The sequence below is a fragment of the Marinobacter panjinensis genome, from assembly GCF_005298175.1.
GTDB classification, from domain to species: Bacteria; Pseudomonadota; Gammaproteobacteria; order Pseudomonadales; family Oleiphilaceae; genus Marinobacter; species Marinobacter panjinensis.
The window spans coordinates 618,699-641,833 of sequence record NZ_SZYH01000001.1 but is presented as its reverse complement, the minus strand read 5'-3'; the positions used below and the strand labels follow the sequence as shown (position 1 = coordinate 641,833).

Below are 23,135 nucleotides of genomic sequence, written 5' to 3'. Positions count from 1 at the left end.
AACGTCAGGTGGGAAATCATGAGTGATATTGATTACAACTTTGGTGACTACGACGATTCTCCGGAATCCGGGGATAACCGGTCCGAATACCGACTGACGGCGAGTGCGAAGGTGACGATGGAGCTGGAGTCGTCGGTTCCTGATGGTACCGGCAACGAACGCACAATAGTGTCGCGAACCAGTGATCTGTCTGCCAGGGGAATCCGGCTCGCCACCTCTGAGCCGTTAACAACAGGGGCGATACTGCCTGCCTGGGTGAGTCTGGAAGAAGTCTCCGAACCCTTCCGGTTAATGGTGGAAGTGGTGTGGTGTCGTCCGGCCGACGGAAGTGGCTGGCTGGTGGGGCTGCAGATTCTGGAGTCTGACGATACGGCGTATCTGGAATGGGTTGAAGCGGTTGCCAGGGCGATGGCGGAAGGTTAACCGTGGTTCCCGGCAGGGCAGAGGCCCCACCGGGGAACTGCAGGCGCTGTCAGTCTTCCAGTTCGCCCATGCCGGTGATGTTGAAGCCGGCATCCACGTACATGATTTCGCCGGTAATACCACTGGCCATGTCGGAGCACATGAAAGCGGCGGCATTGCCAACCTCATCAGTAGTTACATTCCGACGCAGGGGCGCCCTGCGGGCATTCTCCGCGAGCATTTTGCGGAAGCTCTTGATGCCGGAGGCCGCCAGAGTCCTGATGGGCCCTGCGGAGATGGCGTTAACCCGAATACCATCACGCCCCAGGCTGCCGGCCATATAGCGAACGTTGGCTTCCAGTGACGCCTTGGCCAGTCCCATCACGTTGTAGTTCTGCAGTACCTTTTCGGCGCCCAGGTAGCTCAGGGTCAGCAGCGAGCTGTTTTCGTGCAGCATCTTGCGGCCGGCCTTGGCCAGCGCTACAAAGCTGTAGGAGCTGATTTCGTGGGCAATACGAAAGCCCTCACGGGTAGTGACGTCCACGTAGTTGCCATCAAGTTCGTTGCCCGGCGCAAAGCCAACGGAATGCACAATAACGTCGACATTATCCCAGTGCTTGCCCAGATCGGTGAACACAGCTTCGATTTCGTCATCGCTGGCAACGTCGCATGGAAAAATCAGTGAACTGCCCCAGCCTTCGGCGAATTTCTCCACCCGGGATTTAAGCTTTTCATTCTGGTAGGTAAAAGCCAGTTCGGCGCCCTCTCTGGCGAAGGCATCTGCAATGCCATAGGCAATTGAGTGCTTGCTTGCAACGCCGACAATCAGTGCTTTCTTGCCACTGAGTAATCCCATAACAGTTCTCCCTGTGTTTCAGTTTAAGGCATTATCCATGAACCGCAGCGGTGCGGGTAACGCTCAATTGGTCGTAGTGTCCAGCCTGTCGTACCCGGTATAGAAAAGCGCCGCTCCAAGCAGTTCACGGGTGTACTCGTGTTTCGGTGTGTTGAAAATTCCGGATGCTTCGCCATATTCCACCACGCAGCCGTTTTTGAGCACCAGCAGTTTGTGGCTAAGCGCCCGGACCACGGACAGGTCGTGGCTGATAAACACATAGCTTAGACCATATTTGTCCTGTAGATCTCTCAGAAGGGTAATCACCTGCTTTTGCACCGTTCGATCAAGGGCCGAGGTGGGCTCGTCCAGAATGATCAGCTCCGGCTGCAGCACCAGCGCCCGGGCAATGGCGATTCGCTGCCGTTGGCCACCTGAAAATTCATGGGGGTAGCGGTGTCGGGCGTCCGGGTCCAGGCCCACGTCGTTCAGTGCCTGGATAACTTTCCGGTCCTGTTCCTCCGGGGTGGCCGGTGCGTGAATTTCGAGACCCTCCCGAACAATCTCGGCGACCGACATGCGGGGGCTGAGGCTGCCGAAGGGGTCCTGGAACACAATCTGGAGTCGGCTGCGCCAGGGGCGGAATGCTTTCTGGTCTAAATGGGATAACTCCGATCCGGTGAGCCGTATGCTCCCGGTGCTACCGGTCAGTTTCAGCAGCGCGTGGCCAATGGTGGTTTTGCCGCTGCCGCTTTCACCCACGATGCCAAGCGTCTCGCCCTGGTTGAGGGAAAAGCTGACGTTGTCTACCGCCTGGAACCAGGCTTTCGGCGTGCCCAGCAGGCTTTTTCGGGTAATAAAGCGAACATCCAGGTTGTCCACATCCAGCAGCGGCTTGTTGTTGACCATGGCGCCTGAAGGTGAGGCGGGGGGTTCCGCGTCAAGCAGGCGACGGGTGTAAGGGTGCTTTGGATCGTCGAACAGGGTTGTTGTCGCCGCTTCCTCTACCAGCAGGCCTCGCTCCATAACGACGACGTGGTCGGCGTAGCGACGAACGATGGACAGGTCATGGGTAATCAGCAGGATGGCCATGCCAAGCTTGTGCTGGAGGTCTTTGAGCAACTCCAGGACCTGTTTCTGCACGGTAACATCGAGGGCGGTAGTCGGTTCATCCGCAATCAATAGGTCCGGCTCATTGGCCAGTGCCATGGCGATCATCACCCGTTGCTTCTGGCCACCCGATAATTGATGCGGGTAGGCGTTCAGGCGATCCTCCGGCGAAGGTATGCCCACCAGTTCCAGCAGCTCTATACAGCGGGTCTTTGCCTGTGGGCCGCGCATGCCCTTGTGCAGCGCGAGCGTCTCGCTGATCTGTTTTTCAACCGTGTGCAGCGGGTTGAGGGAAGTCATCGGCTCCTGAAAGATCATGCTGATCTGCCGGCCGCGGATCTGCCGCAGCCGTTTCTGGCTGACTTTCAGCATGTCCTCGCCCTGGAACAGGATCTCACCGCTCGGGTAACTGGCGTGGCGCTCATCCAGAAGCCTTAGAACCGACAGCGCCGATACCGATTTTCCGGAACCGCTTTCCCCCACCAGCGCGACGGTCTCGCCCCGGTCTATCCGGAGCGACAGCCCCTGGACGGCCTGAACGGTGGCGTCAAAGGTGATGGACAGGTCCTTGATTTCCAGAAGCTGCGACATATCAGTTCTTTCTCGGGTCAAAGGCATCGCGCACCGCTTCGCCGACGAAGACCAGCAAGGTCAGCATGATGGACAGGGAAACGAAGGCCGAAATGCCGAGCCAGGGCGCATGGAGATTGGATTTTCCCTGGGCAATCAGCTCACCGAGCGACGGGGAGCCGGAGGGCAGGCCGAAACCCAGGAAATCCAGCGAGGTCAGGCCGGTGATGGCGCCGGTCAGTATGAATGGCAAAAACGTAAGCGTGGCGACCATGGCGTTGGGCAGAATGTGCCGGAACATGATCTTGCGGTTGCCCAGCCCCAGGGCTCTGGCAGCCTTCACATACTCAAAGTTGCGGGCACGGAGGAACTCCGCCCGCACCACATCCACCAGCCCCATCCAGCTGAAAAGCAGCATGATGCCCAGCAGCCACCAGAAGTTCGGCTGCACGATACTGGATAGAATGATCAGCAGATACAGAACCGGAAGCCCGGACCAGATCTCGATGAACCGTTGTCCGACCAGGTCGATCTTGCCGCCATAGAAGCCCTGGATGGCGCCGACAATGACCCCGACGATGCAGCTGAGTATGGTAAGGATGAGTCCGAACAGAACCGAGATCCGGAATCCGTAGATGACCCTTGCCGCAACGTCACGGCCCTGATCGTCGGTACCTATCCAGTTCTCGGCACTCGGGGGCGCGGGCGACGGAACTTCCAGGTTGTAGTTGGTGGTGTTGTAGCTGAAGCGTATCGGGGGCCAGATCATCCACCCGTTATCGTTGATTTCATCGGCAATAAAGGAATCGCGGTAATCGGCTTCCGTGGGCAGAAATCCACCGAAGGTTTCTTCGGGCACGCTTTCCACCACCGGGAAATAGAGATCCCCCTTGTAGTAGGCTACCAGCGGCACGTCGTTGGCGATCACTTCGGCGATCAGGGAGAGCCCGAACAGGGCCAGGAATACCCACAGAGACCAGAAGCCGCGGCGGTTTTTGCGGAAGTTGGCAAGCCGGCGCTGCTGGATCGGGGTCAGCTTTACCAGACTCATGATCCCTCCCGGCTTTCAAAATCAATGCGCGGGTCCACCAGAACGTAGGTGATGTCGCTGATCAGTTTCAGCACCAGGCCCATGAGCGTGAAGATAAAGAGCGTGCCGAAGATCACCGGGTAATCACGGTTCAGGGCCGCTTCAAAGCCGAGCAACCCCAGCCCGTCCAGGGAAAAGATCACTTCGATCAGCAGTGAGCCGGTGAAGAATAGTGAGACCAGTACCCCGGGAAGACTGGCAATGACGATTAACATCGCGTTGCGGAACACGTGCCCGTATAGCACCTGCTTTTCTTCCAGACCCTTGGCGCGGGCAGTTACAACGTATTGCTTGCTGATTTCATCAAGGAAAGAGTTCTTGGTCAGCAGGGTGAGGGTGGCGAACCCCCCGATCACATTGGCGGTGACGGGCAGTGCCAGGTGCCAGAAATAATCACCGATTTTTTGGTACCAGTTAAGCTCGTCGAAATTGGATGAGGTCAGCCCCCGCAAGGGAAACCAGTCCAGGTAGCTGCCGCCGGCAAACAGGACAATCAGCAGTATGGCGAACAGGAAGCCGGGAATGGCGTAGCCCACCACGATGGCAGAACTGCTCCAGACATCGAACCGGGAGCCGTCGGTGACGGCCTTGCGGATGCCCAGTGGAATGGAAATCAGATAGATGATCAGGGTGGACCATAACCCCAGGGAGATCGACACCGGCATTTTGTCCAGTATCAACTCGATGACTGACCGGTCACGGTAGAAGGAATCGCCGAAATCGAAAGTGGCGTAGTCGCCGAGCATTTTCAGAAAGCGCTCATGGGCTGGCTTGTCGAAGCCGTACATGACTTCGATCTCCCGGAGCAGCTCCTCCGGGAGCCCGCGGGAGCCACGGCTATCGCCACTTGAAGAGGTAACTTCGCCGCCCGAGCCACCGCCACTGGCCCTGGCGAGAGCACCGCCACCATGCCCTTCGGTTTCCGCAATCAATTGTTCAACCGGGCCGCCCGGGGCGGCCTGAACAATCACGAAGTTGAGCAGCATGATTCCAAGCAATGTGGGGATGATCAGCGCCAGGCGCCTGAGGATATAACTGCCCATTCAGCGGAACTCCGTCTCGTTTATGTCAGAGAACTGCATCATTGGTCAGTGCTTTTCACCCACCAGTTGTTAATATCAACGCCATTTTTGGGCACAGTATCCGGCCGCGTCAGGAAGGACCAGTAGGCGATGCGGTCCTTGGGCAGGTACCAGTTCGGTATCACGTAATGCCCGTGGAGCAGCACCCGGTCCAGCGCCCGTACCCGGTGAACGAGTTCCTCCCGGGTCGGTGCCTGGATCACCATGTTGACAAGGTCATCAACCACCGGGCTGTCGACACCCATGTAGTTGCGCGATCCTTTCACGTCGACGGTGGACGAGTGCCAGTACTCTCTTTGCTCATTACCCGGAGAGTCGGACTGTCCGATACCCTGCACGGTCATGTCGTAGTCGAATTCACGGATTCGCTGGATGTATTGGTTGGTATCCACCAGCCGTACCGATACATCGATACCCAGCTTTGCCAGATTGTTCTTGAAGGGCAGTACCACCCGCTCGAACGTTTTCTGGTAAATCAGAATCTCGAACGCCAAGGGTTGACCGGTTTCGAGATTCACCATGGTGCCATCTTTTACAGCGTAGCCGGCGTCCCGGAGCATGGTAAGTGCGGTACGGAGGTTGTCGCGCAGGCTCCTTTCACCAGCGGTCGAGGGTGGCTGGTATGCTTCCGTGAAGACATCCGCGGGTAGCTGTTCCCGGTAGGGTTCCAGAATCTCCAGTTCCCGGCCTTCGGGGAGGCCGGATGAGGCCAGCTCACTGTTCTCGAAGTAGCTGGAGGTACGGGTGTACTGCCCGTAGAACAGGTTTTTGTTGGCCCATTCGAAGTCAAACGCGTAGCTGAGTGCTTCGCGCACTTTCGGATCACTCAACACCTCGCGGCGCGTGTTCATGGCAAAGGCCTGCATTCCTGCCGGGCGACCATGCTTGACCGCCTCGGTTTTTACCTTGCCGGATTCGAACTGGTCACCCCTATAGGCGGTTGCCCAGTTCTTGGCAGAGGATTCCACCCGAAAATCAAAGTTGCCAGCCCGGAACGACTCCAGCGCCACGGTGTCGTCCGTGTAATAGTCGTATTGAAGGTTATCGAAATTGAACTTGCCTTTGCGGACGCCAAGGTCCTCTGCCCAGTAATCCTCTACTCGCTCGAACGTAATGGAACGACCTGGCTCGAAGTCTCCGATTCGATAGGGGCCACTGCCCACAGGGGGTGTCAGGCCGTTATCTCCGAACTCACGATTCTCCCAGTAATGACTGGGAAGGACGGGCAGCTGACCAAGAATCAGGGGCAGTTCCCGGTTGTTGGTCTCTGCAAAATCGAAGCGGATTCGTCGCTCATCCTCGATCGTTACTTCTGTTACGTCCGCATAGTAATTGCGATAGAAAGGGTGGCCCTTGGTGGTCAGGACGTCGAAAGAAAATTTCACGTCTTCGGCGGTAATCGGCTCGCCGTCCTGGAAGCGGGCTTCTTCGCGCAGGTTGAAAGTGACGTAACTCCGGTCCTCGGGTGTCTCTATGGATTCTGCAATCAAGCCATAGGCTGAGAAAGGCTCGTCTGCAGAGGCCTCCATCAACGTATCGTAAAGGTAGGCGTTAATGCCGGCCGCGGCCACGCCACGGATTACGAAAGGGTTGAAGGAATCAAAACCATTGGCCACCACCGCCATACGTATGGTGCCGCCCTTGGGGGCGTCCGGATTGACGTAATCAAAGTGGGGAAAGCCCTCGGGATAACGGGTATCCCCGTGCATCGCAATGCCGTGTTTTGCCGCAGTATCGGCTGAGATGGATTGCCATGGCAGGAGAGCCATGGCGACAAAAGTAAAAGCACTGATGAGGGATGGGGCTTTCCGTGTTCTTGTCATAGATCTCGCGCGCTTCCGGTTCAGGCTCAGGGACTGTTTCTTATGTCCACATAGAGTACCAGACTTTGCCCGGGCTGCAGATAACGTGACGTGTTGAGATCGTTCCAGCTTGCGATATCCCTCACATTCACCGCGAAACGGTTGGCGATGGTCGACAGGGAGTCGCCTTTACGGACCTGATAGCCCACCTTGCGGACCATGCCCTTGCCTCTGTTGTTGCTGGCCAGCATGGCAGGCTGCTTGGATTTGGACCAGATAACCAGTTTCTTGCCAGGCATCAGCGGGTCGCCCGGTGCCATGCCATTCCAGGATGCAACCTGCCGGACAGAGACACGGTGTTCGCGGGCAATATCCCAGAAGGTATCACCTGAGCGAACAGTATAGTCAACGCGGGTGCCATTGCTGTTCTTGCCGCTGCGCTCCTGTTTACTGGCAAGCCGCTCACTGGCGCTGAGTGCATAGGTCTCTGACTGCTTGGCTGCAGAAGGAATCATCAGCCGTTGGCCGATACGGATAATGTGGCTGTTGAGATTGTTGACCTGCTGGATAACCGAAGGCGTTGTAGAATAACGTTTTGCGATGGTGCTGAGCGTATCGCCGGAAACCACCTTATAGTTGTTCCAGGATACGCGTTGCGAAGGATCGGTTTTCTCGAGTGCCGCGATGAAGGTGCTGGCATTTTCCTTTGGCACCAGCAGACGGTGGGGGCCGTCCGGCGACGTCGCCCAGCGATTGAAAGACGGGTTAAGCAGGTAGATTTCGTCAATGTCCACACCCGCCAGTTCCGCGGCCTGGGCAAGATCCAGCTGTGAGCCAGTTTTCACGACCTCAAAATAGGGCTCATCGGAAAGCGCCGGCAATTCAATGCCGTATTTCTCCGGCTGGTCAAATATCTTTGCAAGCGCGATCAGTTTGGGTACGTAATGGCGGGTTTCCCTGGGCAGATCCAGTGACCAGAAATCAGTCGCTGCGTTCTTGTTGCGGTTACGCCTCATAGCACTGGAAACGGTGCCGCCGCCGCTGTTATAGGCAGCCAGTGCCAGCATATAATCGCCGTCAAAACGGGTTGCCAGCCTGTCGAGGTAAGTCAGTGCCGCGTCCGTGGCTGCTATCACATCACGCCGGTCGTCGTGCCACCAGCTCTGGGTCAGGCCGAAATACTTGCCGGTTGACGGAATGAACTGCCACAGGCCAGCAGCGCGGCCATGGGAGTAGGCGAACGGGTCGAACGCACTTTCCACCACAGGGAGCAGAGCCAGTTCTGTGGGCAGACCACGCTTCTCGGTTTCCGTGACAATGTAGTGCAGGTAACGGCTTCCTCGCTCTACAACGCGGTCAATGTAGCGCGGGTGTTTTTTGTACCAGTTGAGCTGGGCCTGGACCCTGGGGTCACTGGCGTCATGGTCCAGCGCGAACCCGGATCTCAGTCGTTGCCAAAGATCCGATACGGCGACCTCTTCAGCGGAATTTTCCTGTTTGGGAGTGTCCAGTTTTTGTCTGGCATCTTCAGCTGTTTTTTTGAGTGAGGGCTCGATGGCATCATCCAGTTGCGTGCGGGACGATTTGTCAGCTGATTTGTTATCGGGGTCGGATTCAATGGATTCCTTGAGATCCTCGTCTCCGGCAGCAACAGTCAACCTTTCGGTTTCAAGAACGTTTGCGGAAGCTTCCGTGTGATCTCGCTCTGCAGGGGCGAAGAGGCTGCAACCACTGGTTAGTGTGCCAAGAAGAAACAGGATTGATACTCGCGAGACCGACATATAACGACTTCCGGTTGGCTGGGCGACGCCGGGATGATCTGTCTGAAAACCCGGCATATTTAGTAGTTTACGGCGCAAAAGTTATACGGATTCTATTGGAACGCTTTTCAGGGGGTCAACAAGACTCTGGTTACGTCATTGATAGAATTTGTTACCCGCGACCCCCTAAAAGGTATCCTTGCCATGCCGGGTTACTGCGAAAACGTCATTCTCCGACGTGATGGTCAGTCCTGCTTTGCTGGCATGTCTTTTTGCTGAATCGATCACCGCCTGATCATCCCATCGAAGGAAGGGGTTCAGTCGTTTTTCGTCACCCAGGATGGACGGCACGGTTGGTTCGCCGTCGTCCCGGCGCTTCTGGCACCGGGCTTCAAATTCACGCAGTTGCGCGTCATCCGGCAGCCAGTGCCTGGCAAACTTCAGGTTGGCCATTGTGTATTCGTGGGCACAATAGACGGCCGTTTCATCCGGCAGGTTGCGGATGCTCTCCAGGGACTGTTTCATCTGCTCCGGCGTTCCTTCGAACAGTCGCCCGCACCCGCAGACAAACAGCGTGTCGCCACAAAACAGCACCGGGCGGTCGTTCACATGACAATCTGTAAAATAGGCGATGTGGTCGAGTGTATGGCCGGGCACAGCCAGCACATTGAAGGTCAGGTCTTGCCACACCACTTCATCACCAGGGTGGACCTCGCTGGTGGCGCCCTTGAAGGGTGAGTTGGCGGGGCCAATGATGCGGCATCCGGAAACCGTTTTGGCCAGGGTATCGACTCCGCCAACGTGGTCCGGGTGGTGGTGGGTGACCAGAATGGTATCAAGCTCCAGCCCGTTGTCAGCAAGGAACCGAATGGCGGGTTCCGCCTGGCCAGGGTCGACAATCAGTGCCTTGCGGTCGTCGGTGTTGAACAGGCACCAGATGTAGTTGTCATTAAAAGCTGGAATAGCGCTGATGGTCAGCATAGGCTCCCACATGTGCAAAACGAATGTGACTGTTATGATAGTGCATTAACAGCGACGTCCCAACATCAAGGCCGCAACGAACGCGCAATGAACGAAGGGAATGCAGCGATGACCCCAGCAGGTGAGATTGATTACTCTGCCCGACAGCAAAGTTTTGAAAGCTGGTTCCAGACCCCCCTGGGCCGTTCGCTGCTGGCGGATCAGAGGGCTTGCGTTGATCATCATATTCAGAAGCTGTCGGGGGCCAGGCAGTTGCAGGTTGGCCTTAGCCACCGCCTGCCGCTGGCAAGCACCGCCGATTTTTCCCAGAGAATCCTCACCACCCCTATGTGGAATTCCGCCATACCTGACGGAGTAGCGGTCTGTGATGCGGATGAATTGCCCTTCCCCGGGGATTCCATGGACCTGGTAATACTTCACCATACCGCTGACTTTTCACCGCATCCCCACCAGGCGTTGCGTGAGGCGTCCAGGGTTCTTCGCGGAGAAGGGATGATGGTGTTGATCGGGTTCAACCCTTTCAGCCTCTGGGGGCTCCGGAAGCTGGCGTCAAGGCACCGCGGCGGCCCCTGGGGCGGACGCTTCATGATGAAACGGCGGATGGAAGACTGGCTCCGGTTGCTTGATTTTTCCGTGGAGTCCGCAGGTTCCTCCTTTTTTCAGGTGCCGCTCCAGCGAGCAGTGTTGAGTGATGGCCCGGGAATCGTGGAGCGTGTTTGTGGCAATCGGTTCCTGCCGGTAGGCGCCTATTACTGTATTCTTGCCAAAAAACGGGTTTACTCAAGAATACCCCGCAAGCCGGTCTGGCAGGGAAAGAAGGTGATTGCGATGCCGGGCAGGGGGGCCGTTGGAGCCTCGCTTTCGTACCCCGGGAAAGGACGGAACCGCAGCGGGGCTGCGCTTAACCATAATCAACTCGAGGAATACTGATGGTCGGTAAGGTTGTTCTCTACACCGATGGCGCCTGCAAGGGAAACCCGGGGCCGGGAGGTTGGGGTGTAGTGCTGAGCTATGGCAACGCCAGCAAGAAGTTGCATGGTGGTGAAGCCAATACCACCAACAACAGAATGGAATTGATGGCAGCTATACGGGGCCTGGAGGCGCTGAAGCGCCCCTGTGAAGTAGAGCTGTACACGGATTCCCAGTATGTTCGGAAGGGCATCACGGAATGGATGCATGGCTGGAAACGGAACGGCTGGAAAACGTCGGCGAAAAAACCGGTCAAAAACGAAGATCTCTGGCGGGAACTGGACAGCGAGGTGGCGAGGCACACGGTGAACTGGCACTGGGTCAAAGGCCACTCCGGAAATCCGGGGAATGAGTTGGCGGACGAACTTGCCAATCGCGGTGTCGAAGAGCTGGCGAACGCATAACAAGCAGGGCGAATGATGAGACAGATTGTACTGGATACGGAAACCACCGGTATTGACCCGTCGGAAGGGCACCGGATCATCGAAATAGGGTGTGTGGAGCTGATGGAACGCCAGACCACCGGGCGCCACTACCACGTGTATATTAATCCGGAAAGGGAAGTTGAAGCCGAGGCTATAACCGTTCACGGCATAACCAACGAATTTCTTACCGACAAACCAAAATTCTCCGACATTGCCGACGAGTTCTTTGACTTCATCAAGGGCGCCGAACTTGTCATCCATAACGCGGCGTTTGATATTGGTTTCATGGATTCGGAATTCGCCCGCCTGAAACCGGTCCGCAAGACGGCTGATCACTGTGGCGTGGTGGATTCCCTGGCCATTGCGAGAAAGAAACACCCCGGCCAGAAGAATAACCTGGACGCGCTGTGCAAACGGTATGGCGTCGACAACAGTAGCCGGGATCTTCACGGCGCCTTGCTCGATGCTGAGATTCTCGCCGAAGTCTATCTTCTGCTGACAGGTGGTCAGACAGCACTGTCGCTGGATGCGGCTGGCGATGAGGCCGGGGGCGGGGGTGGTATCCGTCGCCTGGCAGCGGACCGAAAACCCCTTGACGTGGTCCGTGCCAGCGATGAAGAAGCGTCAGCCCATGAAGAATTTATGGCGTTGCTTGCAAAGCGGGCGGGTGGAACTGTCTGGGACAGGCTGACAGAGAAAGAGTGAATCAAGCCAGAATCGGATAACAGCCCCGCAGTGAGAACTGTGCCGGACTGTACTTTTTGTTACATTCCCGCTTTCTTGAGCTACTTGAGTTTTGTGTTATAAGTAATGATAAGTTCGCGAGTTTTCGCGAACTTTTGTTTTAGCTGGGAAGGGCAAATCCGGCTCATAAAAAGGCTCCGGAAAAAACCGAAAGGGTCACATTCCAAGAACAGGACGCGGTAGTTTCCGCATAATTTACAGGAAGCGTTTATGGTTCAATCGTCTCTGGCGACGAAATCACAGTCATTTGATCTGGTCAAGAGTGAGATTGAGCAGACCATAAGACAGGCAGAGTCCAGCCTGGAACGCTTTCAAGAAAATCGGGAGAGCGGTGAGGACCTGCAGAACTGTGTGGATTTTCTGAACCAGCTCCGTGGCATTTTCATTCTTGTTGAGCTGCGTGCAGGCACCTTGCTGTGCCAGGAAGCCGTCAGCATGGCGAACGACGTTCCCGTTGGCGCCAATGACGACAAGAACATACTCCTTACCACGCTCAACAGTGCGCTTTTTATTTTGCGCCGTTATGTTGAGTACTATCACCAGCAGCGTGCCGATCACCCCGAGCTTCTTTTGCCGGTCATCAATGACCTGCGGGAGGCCAGGAAGGAAAAGCCCTATCCGGAATCGTGTTTCTTCGACGTGGATGTGAAAGAGCGGCCTGATTTCTGTGCCGGGATTTCCGTGCCATCGTTTGAAGGCAACGAGGCTGACTATGAAATTCTTGCCCGCCGGATGCGCCTTACCTTTCAGGTTGCGTTGCTGGGTGTTCTCCGCGAGAAAAACGAGGTGGTCAGCAAAAAACTGTTTGGTCGCGCCGCCCGGGGCTTCGCCCGTTTATGTCAGGGGCAACCCATGGGGCAGATGTGGTGCCTGGTAGCCATTGTTGCGGATACCATGCTCGACCGCGCCATGGGGTTCAGCAAAGCCCGCAAGCGCATGTTAATGAGAATTGAAAAGTATTCCCGTGAGGTGGTTTACGTGGGCAAGGTGGCTACCGCAAAGGACGCCCCGGATTCCCTGATAAAAGACCTGATTTATCTGTTATACCGCAGCGGCTCCGCGAACCCGGAGGTAACATCCGTTCTCTCGGCGTTCCGCCTTGCACCGGCGGAATTCCCGGATTCCATGCTTGATGCTCATGCCCGCCGGCTGTATGGCCCCGGCTCGGATGTGCTCAAATCTCTGTCCACAGCCCTGCAGGACGAGCTGAATCAGCTCAAGGACAAACTGGATATTGTTGAGCGCGGCATTGAGCCGGATCTGGCTGAACTTTCCTCCATTGCCGAAGCCCTGGAGCGCATGGCGAATACGCTGGTAATGCTGGATCTGAACCAACTCGGTGCCATGGCCCGTGCAGAAGCAGCCAAGCTGCGAACCTGGGAAGAAGAAAAGCGGTTGCCGGCGGACGATGAGCTCTACAAACTGGCAGACTCCGTGCTTGGCATCGAAGATGCCGTGATGCAGATTGTGACCCGGGGCATTACCTCGGAAACCGACGCACTGGCAGGTGGGCAAAGAAACCGGGAAGAGTCCCTGTATCTGAAAGAAGCCACGTATGTGGTGGCCGATGAGGCCAGAAGCGCGCTGACTCTTGCAAAACGGGCCATTACGGCCTTTATCGAGTCCGACTACGACAAGCTCCACCTGGCCAACCTGCCGACCACTCTGCACAGCATCTGGGGCGGATTGCACATGCTCGATGATGCGGGTGCGGCATCTGTACTTGAACGCGTGGCCGGGTCCATCCAGGCGCGCCTGCTGGACGCCAGAGAGGCGCCCCCGGCCCAGGTTCTGGAAGCACTGGCGGATGCCCTCACGTCCCTCGAGTATTACATTGAAAGTATTGGCAAGCGCGAAGAGCGTAACGCCGATCTTTTACGGCTGGCAGAATCGTCGCTGGATGATGTGGGTCTATGAGGCGATGAGAGACGAAGTCGGATAACTGAAACTGAAAAACCCTGCACGTTGGCAGGGTTTTTTTATGGGCGGTTCTCAAACGGGTATCAACCCATGTTGAACAGTTCACCCAGTTTGGTTGCCAGCATCATGTCGCCTTCAGCGCGCAGCTGGCCAGCCATGAACGCCTGCATGCCATCGGTTTCGCCGGACACGATGCCTTTGAGAGTCTCGGAGTTCATGATCAGCGTAACAGAAGGGTCGTCGTGGGTGCCTTCGACGGACTTGCAGGTGCCATCCTTGATAATCACGTGATAGTTATTGTCGTCTTCGATATCGAATTGGAAGACCAGGTCCAGGCCTTCAGCGGCGTCTGCGTTGAAATTCTGTTCGAGCTTTTCAAAGATTGGAGCTACAGACATTATTTTACCCTTTTTGGTGTTTGTCTTGGCGTATTGACGGCGGGCCGAGCCGACGTAGCATTCGACTTTAGGGTGAGATAATAGCAGTGTCAAGCTCGATCGAACGCTTGTTTTAATTTTCTTTATCACCGTGATGGGTTGTACCTCAGGGCACCTCGGTTACAATCGAGCGCTCAAGAATAATCCTGGAGAAGCAACTTGGAATTTCTGACAGAGTTCGGTTTGTTCATCGCGAAAACGGTCACCCTGGTGGTGGCGGTGATGGTCATTATTTCGGTGATTATGTCCGCCGCCCAGAAAGATAAGGACGATCATGGTGGGGATGGTGAGCTGAGGGTTCGCAAACTCAACGAGAAGTACCGCAAGCTGAGGGAGTCTCTTCAGGCCAGGCTACGCAGTGAGTCCGAACGAAAAGTCTTCGAAAAGGCACGCAAGAAAGCGGAAAAGGCCGAAGAAAAGGCGGCCAAGGCGAAGCGCAAGGCTGGGGATGCCGAAGAGGACGCAAAACCCAGGGTGTACGTGCTGGATTTTGACGGTGACATCAAGGCCAGCGACACCGACTCCCTGCGCCGGTCCATCACAGCGGTGCTCAGCGTGGCGGAACCGGAAACAGATGAAGTGGTCATCCGCCTTGAAAGTGGTGGAGGACTGGTTCACTCCTATGGCCTGGCTGCCGCCCAGCTTGATCGCATACGCGCCAAAGGCATCAAGCTGACCGCTTGTGTTGACAAAGTGGCAGCCAGTGGCGGTTACATGATGGCCTGCGTGGCGGATCGCATTGTGGCTTCACCTTTCGCCATTCTGGGCTCCATTGGGGTGGTCGCCCAGTTGCCCAACTTCCATCGCTTTCTGAAGAAGAACGATGTGGATGTCGAGATTCTCACTGCCGGTGAGCACAAGCGGACCCTGACCATCTTTGGTGAAAACACCGAAAAGGGCAGGGCGAAATTCCTGGAGGACCTTGAAGACACTCACGTTCTGTTCAAGGAATATGTCGGCGAGCGCCGGCCCGGCCTGGATATGACAGCAGTCGCCAACGGTGACATCTGGTTTGGACGCCGGGCACTTGAGGTGAACCTGATCGACGAAATCAAAACCTCCGACGAATTTCTCATTGAAGCCTGCGACCGTGCGGACGTAATCTCGGTAAGTTACCAACGCAAGCGCACACTACCGGAAAAGCTTGGTCTGGCCACCAGCGCAGCACTTGAACACACTGTATGGCGAGTACTGGGCGCGTTCCGAAACCAGAAAATCCAGTAGAGCCAACAACAAGGGGAAAGAATCATGACCAACGACACCGAGTTCAAGGCATGGCGCGTTCAGGAGCAGGATGGTGAATACATCGGTTCTGAACAGACGCTGCACGTATCGGACCTACCCGAGAATGACGTCCTGATCCGGGTCAGCCATTCTTCCCTCAACTACAAAGACGCACTGTCCGCCTCCGGCAACAAAGGCGTCACCCGCAACTTTCCCCATACACCGGGCATCGACGCTGCAGGGGAAGTTGTGGAAGCCTCTGCAGGCCCATTTTCCCCCGGCGATAAAGTACTGGTCACAGGCTACGACCTGGGCATGAACACCGACGGCGGCTTCGGCGAATACATCCGCGTGCCGGCAGGCTGGTGTGTTTCCATGCCCCGCGACTGGGACGCGCGCACCGCCATGATTTACGGCACCGCCGGCCTCACGGCAGGCCTGTGCGTGCAGAAACTGCTGACCATGGGTGCCGCCCCCGAGCAGGGCAAAGTCGCGGTAAGCGGCGCCAGCGGCGCAGTGGGCAGCGTGGCCGTCGAACTGCTTGCCAATCTGGGCTTTGAGGTAGTGGGGATAAGCGGCAAGCAGGACCATGCCGACGCACTCAAGAATCTGGGCGCCAGCGAAGTGCTGGGTCGTGATGCTCTGGCAGCCGAAAAGAAGCCACTGCTCAAACCGGCCTTTGCCAACGCGGTGGACACCGTCGGCGGCGGTCCACTGGCAGAGCTCCTGAAGCAGATTCACCCGGGCGGTTCAGTTTCCTGTTGCGGCCTGGTAGCGGGCCCACAGCTGGAAACCACTGTGCTGCCGTTTATCCTGCGGGGTAACAACCTGCTGGGCGTGGATTCTGTGGAAATTCCGTTGGCACAAAAGCAGGCCGTATGGGACAAGTTCTCTGGTGACTGGGCGTGTAAGAAGACGGAAGCATCGGCGCGTGATATTGGGCGTGGTGAGTTGGATAGCGCCTTGAGAGCCTTCCTGAAAGGGGAGTCCTCCGGGAAAATAGTTCTGGATCATTCCATGTGAGGAGGGGTCTTTCGGTTTGTCGGATTACGGCTTTGCCTTTTATGCCCTTCACGGGTAAATCCGACCCACGTTTCATGAGAGATGACCCGCCCGGGAGTCAAACGTAGGTCGGATTAGCCAAAAGCGTAATCCGACAAATTTCCGCGCTAATCTCTCCACGTCGGATTTCGCTGCGCTCTATCCGACCTACGTTTTTGGGGCAAAGATTCAGGAAGCCCGGCGGCGGAACAGGGGTACGTCTGTGTCTGTAGCGGCCTGATAACCCTGGGTGAAGAAGTTCAGGCAGCGCGCTGCCTTGTTGATGTCCTTGTCGGCTCGCAGCACATAGGTATCAAAGCCACAGCGCTTCATAAACTGAAGCTGGTCCAGCAGCACATCCCCTACGGCACGAAGCTCGTTGCGGTAGTTCAACCGCTCCCGCAACAGCCGGGCAATACTGTAACCGCGACCGTCGCTGAACTTCGGAAAATTCACCGCGATAACCGGAAGTTCATTCACCACACCAGCCAGAATCTCCGGCTCTTCATGGCTGTCCAGCCAGACCCCGATATCCTCGCGGTTCTCGAAGTGCTCCTTGCCGGCCAACCAAAGGTCTGCCGGGATCAGTGAGGGCTGATCCGGAATATCCAGAGAATCCCCGTCAGCAGGTCGGGGGACGACCGCCCAATTGTCCTTACGGATACTGCCGTCGCTGGTAATCAAATCAGGCATAAACCCGCTCCTTGAATGGCTCGATGCCGATACGGCGATAGGTGTCCAGGAAAGGCTCTTCCTCGGTCCGGTGATCGACGTACACATTAATAATCTTCTGAATTACTTCAGGCATGTCATCCCGGGCGAACGATGGCCCCAGAATTTTGCCGATGGCCGCATCGTGATGGGACGAGCCACCCAGACTGATCTGGTAGAACTCCTGCCCCTTCTTGTCGACACCAAGTACACCAATGTTGCCCACATGGTGATGGCCACAGGCATTCATGCAGCCTGAGATGTTGAGGTCGATGTTGCCAATGTCATAGAGGAAGTCCAGGTCGTCGAACTGGCGCTGGATGGCTTCGGCGACAGGAATAGACTTGGCGTTGGCCAGGGCGCAGTAATCGCCGCCCGGGCAACAAATCACATCGGTCAGCGTGTTGAGGTTGGCGGTTGCAAAACCCATCGGGGTGATGGCCTGCCAAAGCTCGAACAATTCATCCTTTCTGACATCCGCCAGAACCACATTCTGCTGGTGGGTAACCCGCACCTCGCCAAAGCTGTACTTCTCGGCCAGATCCGCAATCTGCTCAAGCTGACGATCACTGACATCACCCGGTGGTGTGCCGGTCTTCTTCATGGTCAGCGTTACGATGGCATAGCCTGGATGTTTGTGGCTATCCACGTTGTGGGTAATCCACTGATCGAACTCGCGGTTCTCGAAGCGCTGGGTCGCCAGGGTATCGGTTACATCGGGAACCTGTTGGTAGTCGGGCTCCGTGAAGTAGCCCTTGAACTGGCTGATGGCCTCTTCGGTCAGGCGGGTAGGCGAGTCCTTGATATGAGACCATTCCTCTTCCACCTTCGCGGCGAAACCTTCCGGGGTCAGGGCCTTGACCAGGATCTTGATGCGGGCCTTGAACTTGTTGTCGCGGCGGCCGTAGCGGTTGTAGACACGCAGTACGGCCTCCAGATAGGTCAGCAAATCAAGCTCCGGCAGGAACTCACGGATCACCGGCCCCACCATCGGGGTGCGGCCGAGACCACCACCGACGTGGACCCGGAAGCCCAGCTCGCCCTGATCGTTGCGAACCATCTGCAGGCCGATATCGTGCACCTGGATGGCAGCGCGGTCGGTATGCTCGGAGGCGTTCACCGCGACTTTGAATTTGCGGGGCAGAAAGGCAAACTCCGGGTGGAACGTTGACCACTGCCGGATGATCTCGCAGTAAGGGCGCGGATCGGTTATTTCGTCTGCCTGCACACCGGAAAACTGGTCGGTGGTGGTGTTACGTATGCAGTTACCACTGGTCTGGTTGGCGTGCATTTCCACTTCCGCCAGTTCCGCCAGAATGTCAGGCACATCTTCAATAGCCGGCCAGTTGAGCTGAACGTTCTGGCGGGTTGTAAAGTGGGCATAACCTTTGTCATAGTCTCGCGTTATGCGAGCCAGCCTGCGAAGCTGTGCTGAGCGTAGCATTCCGTAGGGAACGGCGATACGCAGCATCGGTGCAAGACGCTGCACGTACAGTCCGTTCTGCAGGCGCAGCGGAAGAAACTCGTCTTCACGCAGCTCGCCAGCCAGTGCCCTTTCGGTCTGATCACGGAATTGTGCAACGCGCTCGGCCGCTATCTGCCGATCGTGTTCGTCATAAACATACATAGTGGAACGTCCTGCTGAAACGCTGGAAATACGGCTTTCGTGCCTGTTCTTGCCGGGGAGAATATCACCGTGCCATTATTCTTAAAATGATTATTTCAAAATATGTTTATCGATTTGAGTGATATAGAAAGGGAGATATTGCTGGACGGATGTCAATTTTCAGCCTAGATTTAAAAAGGCGTGCTTGAAAAATACATAACAAAACAAAGGGGAAAGACTATGAAGAAGACAATGCGATCAGATAGCCAGGCGGACGCCGTAGCGGCCGTATTGCTGATAGTCCTTGTGGTTGCCTTCGCTGTGATCTGGGTATCCGGCCAATAGAACCTACTGGCCGGAAAGCACCACCTTTACCACCACAATCAGGGTGACGACAAAGCCCACGGTAAACAGGATGCCGGCGATAATATAAGGCCAGGGACTGTGGCTTCCGAAATCTTCCTCCCGGCGCTTGTCGGATTGTACTCCGAGAGCGCCGGCGAGAATGCTCTGCATGACTTTTAAAACACCCGGCCCCTTTTTGCGGGCAGGTTGTCTGTTCTTATCCTGTTGCTCGGCCATACGTCCTTCCATCTGATCAGGTTTGGCTCTTCCGGCAGTCGTTATTCTGCAGGGTCGTAGGCGAGGCTGGGTGCCAGCCAACGTTCTGCTTCGGCTTTGGATATGCCCTTGCGCTCAGCATAGTCCTCAACCTGGTCTGCGCCAATCTTGCCCACCGCGAAGTACTTGGATTCGGGATGTGAAAAGTACCACCCTGAGACCGCTGCTGTTGGGAACATGGCGAAGCTTTCGGTCAGTTCCAGGCCAGCATTCTCGGTAGCTTTCAACAGTTCAAACAGTGTTGCCTTCTCAGTGTGGTCCGGGCAGGCCGGGTAGCCGGGGGCCGGGCGAATGCCCTGGTAGCGCTCGCGAATCAGGTCCTCATTCTTGAGCGTTTCGTCGTCAGCGTAGCCCCAGAATTCCTTCCTGACACGCTCGTGCAAGTGTTCCGCAAAGGCTTCGGCCAGGCGGTCGGCCAGTGCCTTCACCATAATGGCGTTGTAGTCGTCGTGGCGATCCTTGAACTCCAGAGAAAACTCCTCCGCACCGATACCGGTGGTCACCGCAAAGCCGCCTACGTAATCGCAGGGGCCGTCGCCTTCGGGCGCCACGAAGTCGGACAGCGCCATCATCGGTTTGCCCGGCGCTTTGTCGTCCTGCTGACGCAGGTGGTGCAGGGTGGTCAGCTCCGTCTCGCGGCTTTCGTCGGTGTAGAGCACAATATCGTCGCCCCGACGGTTGGCCGGCCAGAAACCGATGACAGCTTTCGCTGAAACCCGCTTCTCGTCGATCATTTGCCGCAGTATCTGCTGGGCGTCGTCAAAAAGGGTCCTGGCGGCCTCACCCCGCTTGGGATCGTCAAAAATGGCAGGGTACTTGCCGGACATATCCCAGGAAATGAAGAAAGGTGTCCAGTCGATGTAGTCGACCAACTTCTCAAGGTCGTAGGTTTCGAACGCCCGGATGCCGGTGAAGGCTGGCTTCGGCGGCTCATAGCCCTCAAAGGCGAGGTCCGGTGCGCGGTCGCGGGCTTCCTTCAGCGAGACCAGCTTGGTGCGCTCACCACGGTTCTTGCGGCGTTCACGAATCTCGTGATATTCGGTTCTTGCGGCGTCTACCAGCGAGGGTTTAGCGGTTTTGCTCAGCAACTGGGACGCCACGTTGACGCAGCGGGAGGCATCAGACACGTACAGCGCAATGTCATTCCTGTACTGTTGCTCAATCTTCACCGCCGTGTGGGCCTTGGACGTGGTGGCACCGCCAATCATCAGCGGAATGTGAAAATCCAGCCGTTGCATTTCCTTTGCTACGTGCACCATTTCGTCCAGCGACGGGGTGATCAGGCCGCTCAGGCCGATGATATCCACGTTCTCTTTTTTTGCGGTCTCCAGGATCTTGTCGCAGGGCACCATGACACCCATGTCGATGACCTCGTAGTTGTTGCACTGCAACACCACGCCCACGATGTTCTTGCCGATATCGTGCACATCACCCTTGACCGTTGCCATCAGGATCTTTCCCTTGGCTTTTTGTTCTTCGGTCTTCTCTGCTTCAATGTAGGGGATCAGGTGCGCGACCGCCTGCTTCATCACCCTGGCACTCTTGACCACCTGGGGCAGAAACATCTTGCCGTCGCCGAACAGGTCGCCGACCACGTTCATGCCATCCATCAACGGACCTTCGATGACCTCAATGGGGTGTTTTGCGCGCTGACGGCAGGCTTCCGTGTCGTCGAGAATGTAGCTGGTAATGCCTTTGACCAGGGCGTGCTCAACCCGTTTCTCAACCGGCCACTCACGCCAGGCCAGGTCTTCCTCCTGGGTTTTTCCGCCCTTGCTGCGATAGCGCTCGGCAATCTCGAGAAGTCGGTCGGTAGAATCGTCGCGGCGGTTGAGTACCACATCCTCTACCAACTCTTTGAGTTCCGGGTCGATTTCGTCATGAATGACCAACTGGCCGGGATTGACGATGCCCATGTTCATACCGGCCTTGATGGCGTGATAGAGGAACACTGAATGGATTGCCTCGCGCACCGCATCGTTGCCGCGGAATGAGAAGGACACGTTGCTCACACCGCCGGAAATGGAGGCGTGGGGCAGGTTGTCGCGAATCCAGCGGCTGGCATTAATGAAGTCCACGGCGTAGTTGTTGTGCTCTTCAATGCCGGTAGCAATGGCAAACACGTTGGGGTCAAAAATGATATCGCCCGGGTTGAAACCGATGCCCATGAGCAGGTCATAGGAGCGCTTGCAGATCTCGGTCTTGCGTTCATAGGTATCGGCCTGGCCGTCCTCGTCGAACGCCATTACCACCACGGCGGCGCCATACCGCATGCAGTCCCGGGCACGCTTCAGGAATTCTTCCTCGCCCTCCTTGAGACTGATGGAGTTCACCACTGCCTTGCCCTGAATGCAGCGCAGGCCTGCTTCGATGACTTCCCACTTGGAGGAGTCGATCATCAACGGGACCCGGGAAATGTCAGGCTCGGAGGCGACCAGTTTCAGGAAAGTCACCATGACTTCCTTTGAATCCAGCATCCCTTCATCCATGTTGATATCGATGATCTGGGCGCCGTTTTCCACCTGATCACGGGCAACGCTCAGGGCTTCTTCGTACTGCTCTTCCTTTATCAATCGGAGGAAGCGCTTGGACCCGGTTACATTGGTGCGCTCACCCACGTTGATAAACAGGGTGTTTTCGTCGCCGGTAAAAGGCTCAAGACCGGAAAGGCGCAAGGCCTTTTTGATTTCGGGAATCTTGCGGGGCGGATACTTGGAAACCGCGTTGGCGATGGCCTCGATATGATCCGGGCGGGAGCCGCAGCAACCACCGATAATGTTCAGGAAGCCGTCCCGGGCGAAGCCCTCAATGATTTCTGCCATCTCTTCCGGGGTCTGGTCGTATTCCCCGAACTCGTTGGGCAGGCCGGCATTGGGATGAGCGCTGACGTAGGTGTCAGCCTTATTGGACAGCTCTTCCACGTAAGGGCGCAGGGCATCGGCACCAAGCGCACAGTTAAGGCCTACGGAGATGGGCTTGGCATGTGCCACGGAATTCCAGAAAGCTTCGGTCGTCTGGCCGGACAGGGTACGGCCAGACGCATCGGTAATGGTGCCGGAAATCATGATCGGCAGCTCAATACCGCTGTCGATGAAATATTGCTGAGTGCCGTAAATGGCTGCCTTGGCATTGAGGGTGTCGAAGATGGTTTCGATCAGGATCAGGTCACAGCCGCCCTCAACCAGGCCTTCAACCGCTTCGTAGTAGTTGTCTACCAGGGTCTGGAAGTCCACGTTGCGATAGCCGGGGTTGTTGACATCCGGAGAGATAGAGGCAGTACGGGACGTAGGCCCGACTGCGCCCGCGACAAAACGTGGCTTGTCCGGATTGCGGGCGGTAAACTCATCGGCAACCTGGCGTGCCAGTTTTGCCGCCGCCACGTTCAGCTCTTTGGCCAGGGATTCAAGCCCGTAGTCTGCCTGGGACAATCGGGTTGAGTTAAAGGTGTTGGTTTCTATAATGTCAGCGCCGGCATCCAGATAGTCCGCGTGAATATTGCGGAGAAGGGCAGGCTGGGTCAGGTTCAGCAGGTCATTGTTACCCTGAACTTCCCGGTCGTAATCGGCAAATCGCTCTCCGCGGAACGCTTCCTCGTCCAGTTTCAGGTTCTGGATCATGGTGCCCATACCGCCATCAAGAATGACGATTCGTTCTTTCAGGGCGTTACCAAGCTTTTCCAGGCGGTCGAGGCGAGGGTTGCGATCGGTCATAAACATTACTTCCGGAAGTCGTATTTGTCTTAATGGCGCGGGATCATAGCAAAATTGGCGGATGTCGTCCCACGCATTCATGATGTTCGTCAATG

At 56.5% G+C, this 23,135-nt stretch carries 19 protein-coding genes; 7 read left to right on the top strand and 12 right to left on the bottom strand.

The features are described from left to right. The first annotated feature begins 18 nt into the window (after positions 1 to 18). Positions 19 to 423: a PilZ domain-containing protein gene (locus FDP08_RS02935; protein ID WP_137434538.1), complete on the top strand. Its 405-nt coding sequence runs from the start codon at positions 19 to 21 to the stop codon at positions 421 to 423. A gap of 49 nt (positions 424 to 472) precedes the next feature. Here FDP08_RS02935 and FDP08_RS02930 read toward each other — a convergent pair whose 3' ends face one another. The 7 genes from FDP08_RS02930 to gloB all read right to left on the bottom strand — a co-directional run bounded on the left by FDP08_RS02930 (position 473) and on the right by gloB (position 9,632). Then, complete coding sequence (locus FDP08_RS02930) at positions 473 to 1,258, bottom strand: enoyl-ACP reductase FabI (protein ID WP_137434537.1); 786 nt, start codon at positions 1,256 to 1,258, stop codon at positions 473 to 475. A gap of 63 nt (positions 1,259 to 1,321) precedes the next feature. Beyond that, positions 1,322 to 2,938, bottom strand: coding sequence for an ABC transporter ATP-binding protein (locus FDP08_RS02925; protein WP_137434536.1), 1,617 nt, complete (start codon positions 2,936 to 2,938; stop codon positions 1,322 to 1,324). Position 2,939: 1 nt separating this feature from the next. Continuing rightward, on the bottom strand, positions 2,940 to 3,968 hold the full coding sequence (locus FDP08_RS02920) for an ABC transporter permease (RefSeq protein ID WP_137434535.1): 1,029 nt from the start codon (positions 3,966 to 3,968) through the stop codon (positions 2,940 to 2,942). Further along, a complete protein-coding gene (locus FDP08_RS02915) occupies positions 3,965 to 5,050 on the bottom strand; it encodes a microcin C ABC transporter permease YejB (RefSeq protein WP_137434534.1) in 1,086 nt (361 codons plus the stop codon). The genes FDP08_RS02920 and FDP08_RS02915 overlap by 4 nt, the downstream gene beginning before the upstream one ends. A 38-nt stretch (positions 5,051 to 5,088) precedes the next feature. After that, the gene (locus tag FDP08_RS02910; protein WP_427901849.1) at positions 5,089 to 6,858 is read right to left on the bottom strand and encodes an extracellular solute-binding protein; all 1,770 of its coding nucleotides are present in this window, start codon (positions 6,856 to 6,858) and stop codon (positions 5,089 to 5,091) included. Between the two features lie 80 nt (positions 6,859 to 6,938). Further along, entirely contained in the window at positions 6,939 to 8,672 is a 1,734-nt protein-coding gene (locus FDP08_RS02905; protein WP_137434532.1) for a lytic transglycosylase, read from the bottom strand. Between the two features lie 165 nt (positions 8,673 to 8,837). Continuing rightward, complete coding sequence (gene gloB / locus FDP08_RS02900) at positions 8,838 to 9,632, bottom strand: hydroxyacylglutathione hydrolase (RefSeq protein WP_137434531.1); 795 nt, start codon at positions 9,630 to 9,632, stop codon at positions 8,838 to 8,840. A 108-nt stretch (positions 9,633 to 9,740) separates the two neighbouring features. On the opposite strand from gloB, the gene FDP08_RS02895 reads away from it, so the two are divergent. The 4 genes from FDP08_RS02895 to FDP08_RS02880 all read left to right on the top strand — a co-directional run bounded on the left by FDP08_RS02895 (position 9,741) and on the right by FDP08_RS02880 (position 13,687). Continuing rightward, positions 9,741 to 10,562: a class I SAM-dependent methyltransferase gene (locus FDP08_RS02895; protein ID WP_137434530.1), complete on the top strand. Its 822-nt coding sequence runs from the start codon at positions 9,741 to 9,743 to the stop codon at positions 10,560 to 10,562. Further along, positions 10,562 to 11,005 carry a ribonuclease HI gene (rnhA, locus tag FDP08_RS02890; protein ID WP_137434529.1) on the top strand — a complete coding sequence of 148 codons (444 nt, stop codon included), beginning with the start codon at positions 10,562 to 10,564 and terminating at the stop codon, positions 11,003 to 11,005. Before FDP08_RS02895 ends, rnhA begins: the two co-directional genes overlap by 1 nt. Before the next feature lie 15 nt (positions 11,006 to 11,020). Then, positions 11,021 to 11,731, top strand: a complete 711-nt coding sequence (gene dnaQ, locus FDP08_RS02885) for a DNA polymerase III subunit epsilon (RefSeq protein WP_137437198.1) — start codon at positions 11,021 to 11,023, stop codon at positions 11,729 to 11,731. Positions 11,732 to 11,980: 249 nt separating this feature from the next. Then, positions 11,981 to 13,687, top strand: a complete 1,707-nt coding sequence (locus tag FDP08_RS02880; protein ID WP_137434528.1) for a FimL-related protein — start codon at positions 11,981 to 11,983, stop codon at positions 13,685 to 13,687. Between the two features lie 86 nt (positions 13,688 to 13,773). Here FDP08_RS02880 and FDP08_RS02875 read toward each other — a convergent pair whose 3' ends face one another. After that, a complete protein-coding gene (locus FDP08_RS02875) occupies positions 13,774 to 14,088 on the bottom strand; it encodes an SCP2 sterol-binding domain-containing protein (protein ID WP_137434527.1) in 315 nt (104 codons plus the stop codon). Positions 14,089 to 14,286: 198 nt separating this feature from the next. Here FDP08_RS02875 and sohB point away from each other — a divergent pair, with 198 nt between their 5' ends. Further along, complete coding sequence (gene sohB / locus FDP08_RS02870) at positions 14,287 to 15,351, top strand: protease SohB (protein ID WP_137434526.1); 1,065 nt, start codon at positions 14,287 to 14,289, stop codon at positions 15,349 to 15,351. 24 nt (positions 15,352 to 15,375) lie between these two features. Beyond that, positions 15,376 to 16,374 (top strand): YhdH/YhfP family quinone oxidoreductase, encoded by a 999-nt coding sequence (locus FDP08_RS02865; RefSeq protein ID WP_137434525.1) that lies wholly within the window; start codon positions 15,376 to 15,378, stop codon positions 16,372 to 16,374. A 207-nt stretch (positions 16,375 to 16,581) separates the two neighbouring features. Here FDP08_RS02865 and FDP08_RS02860 read toward each other — a convergent pair whose 3' ends face one another. From FDP08_RS02860 to metH, 4 genes are all read right to left on the bottom strand, one after another. Next, positions 16,582 to 17,085: a DUF934 domain-containing protein gene (locus tag FDP08_RS02860; protein ID WP_137434524.1), complete on the bottom strand. Its 504-nt coding sequence runs from the start codon at positions 17,083 to 17,085 to the stop codon at positions 16,582 to 16,584. Continuing rightward, positions 17,078 to 18,730 carry a nitrite/sulfite reductase gene (locus FDP08_RS02855; protein ID WP_137434523.1) on the bottom strand — a complete coding sequence of 551 codons (1,653 nt, stop codon included), beginning with the start codon at positions 18,728 to 18,730 and terminating at the stop codon, positions 17,078 to 17,080. Before FDP08_RS02855 ends, FDP08_RS02860 begins: the two co-directional genes overlap by 8 nt. A gap of 327 nt (positions 18,731 to 19,057) precedes the next feature. After that, entirely contained in the window at positions 19,058 to 19,291 is a 234-nt protein-coding gene (locus FDP08_RS02850) for a DUF2970 domain-containing protein (protein WP_137434522.1), read from the bottom strand. Positions 19,292 to 19,332: 41 nt separating this feature from the next. Next, on the bottom strand, positions 19,333 to 23,040 hold the full coding sequence (gene metH / locus FDP08_RS02845; RefSeq protein ID WP_137434521.1) for a methionine synthase: 3,708 nt from the start codon (positions 23,038 to 23,040) through the stop codon (positions 19,333 to 19,335). Positions 23,041 to 23,135: the final 95 nt, after the last annotated feature.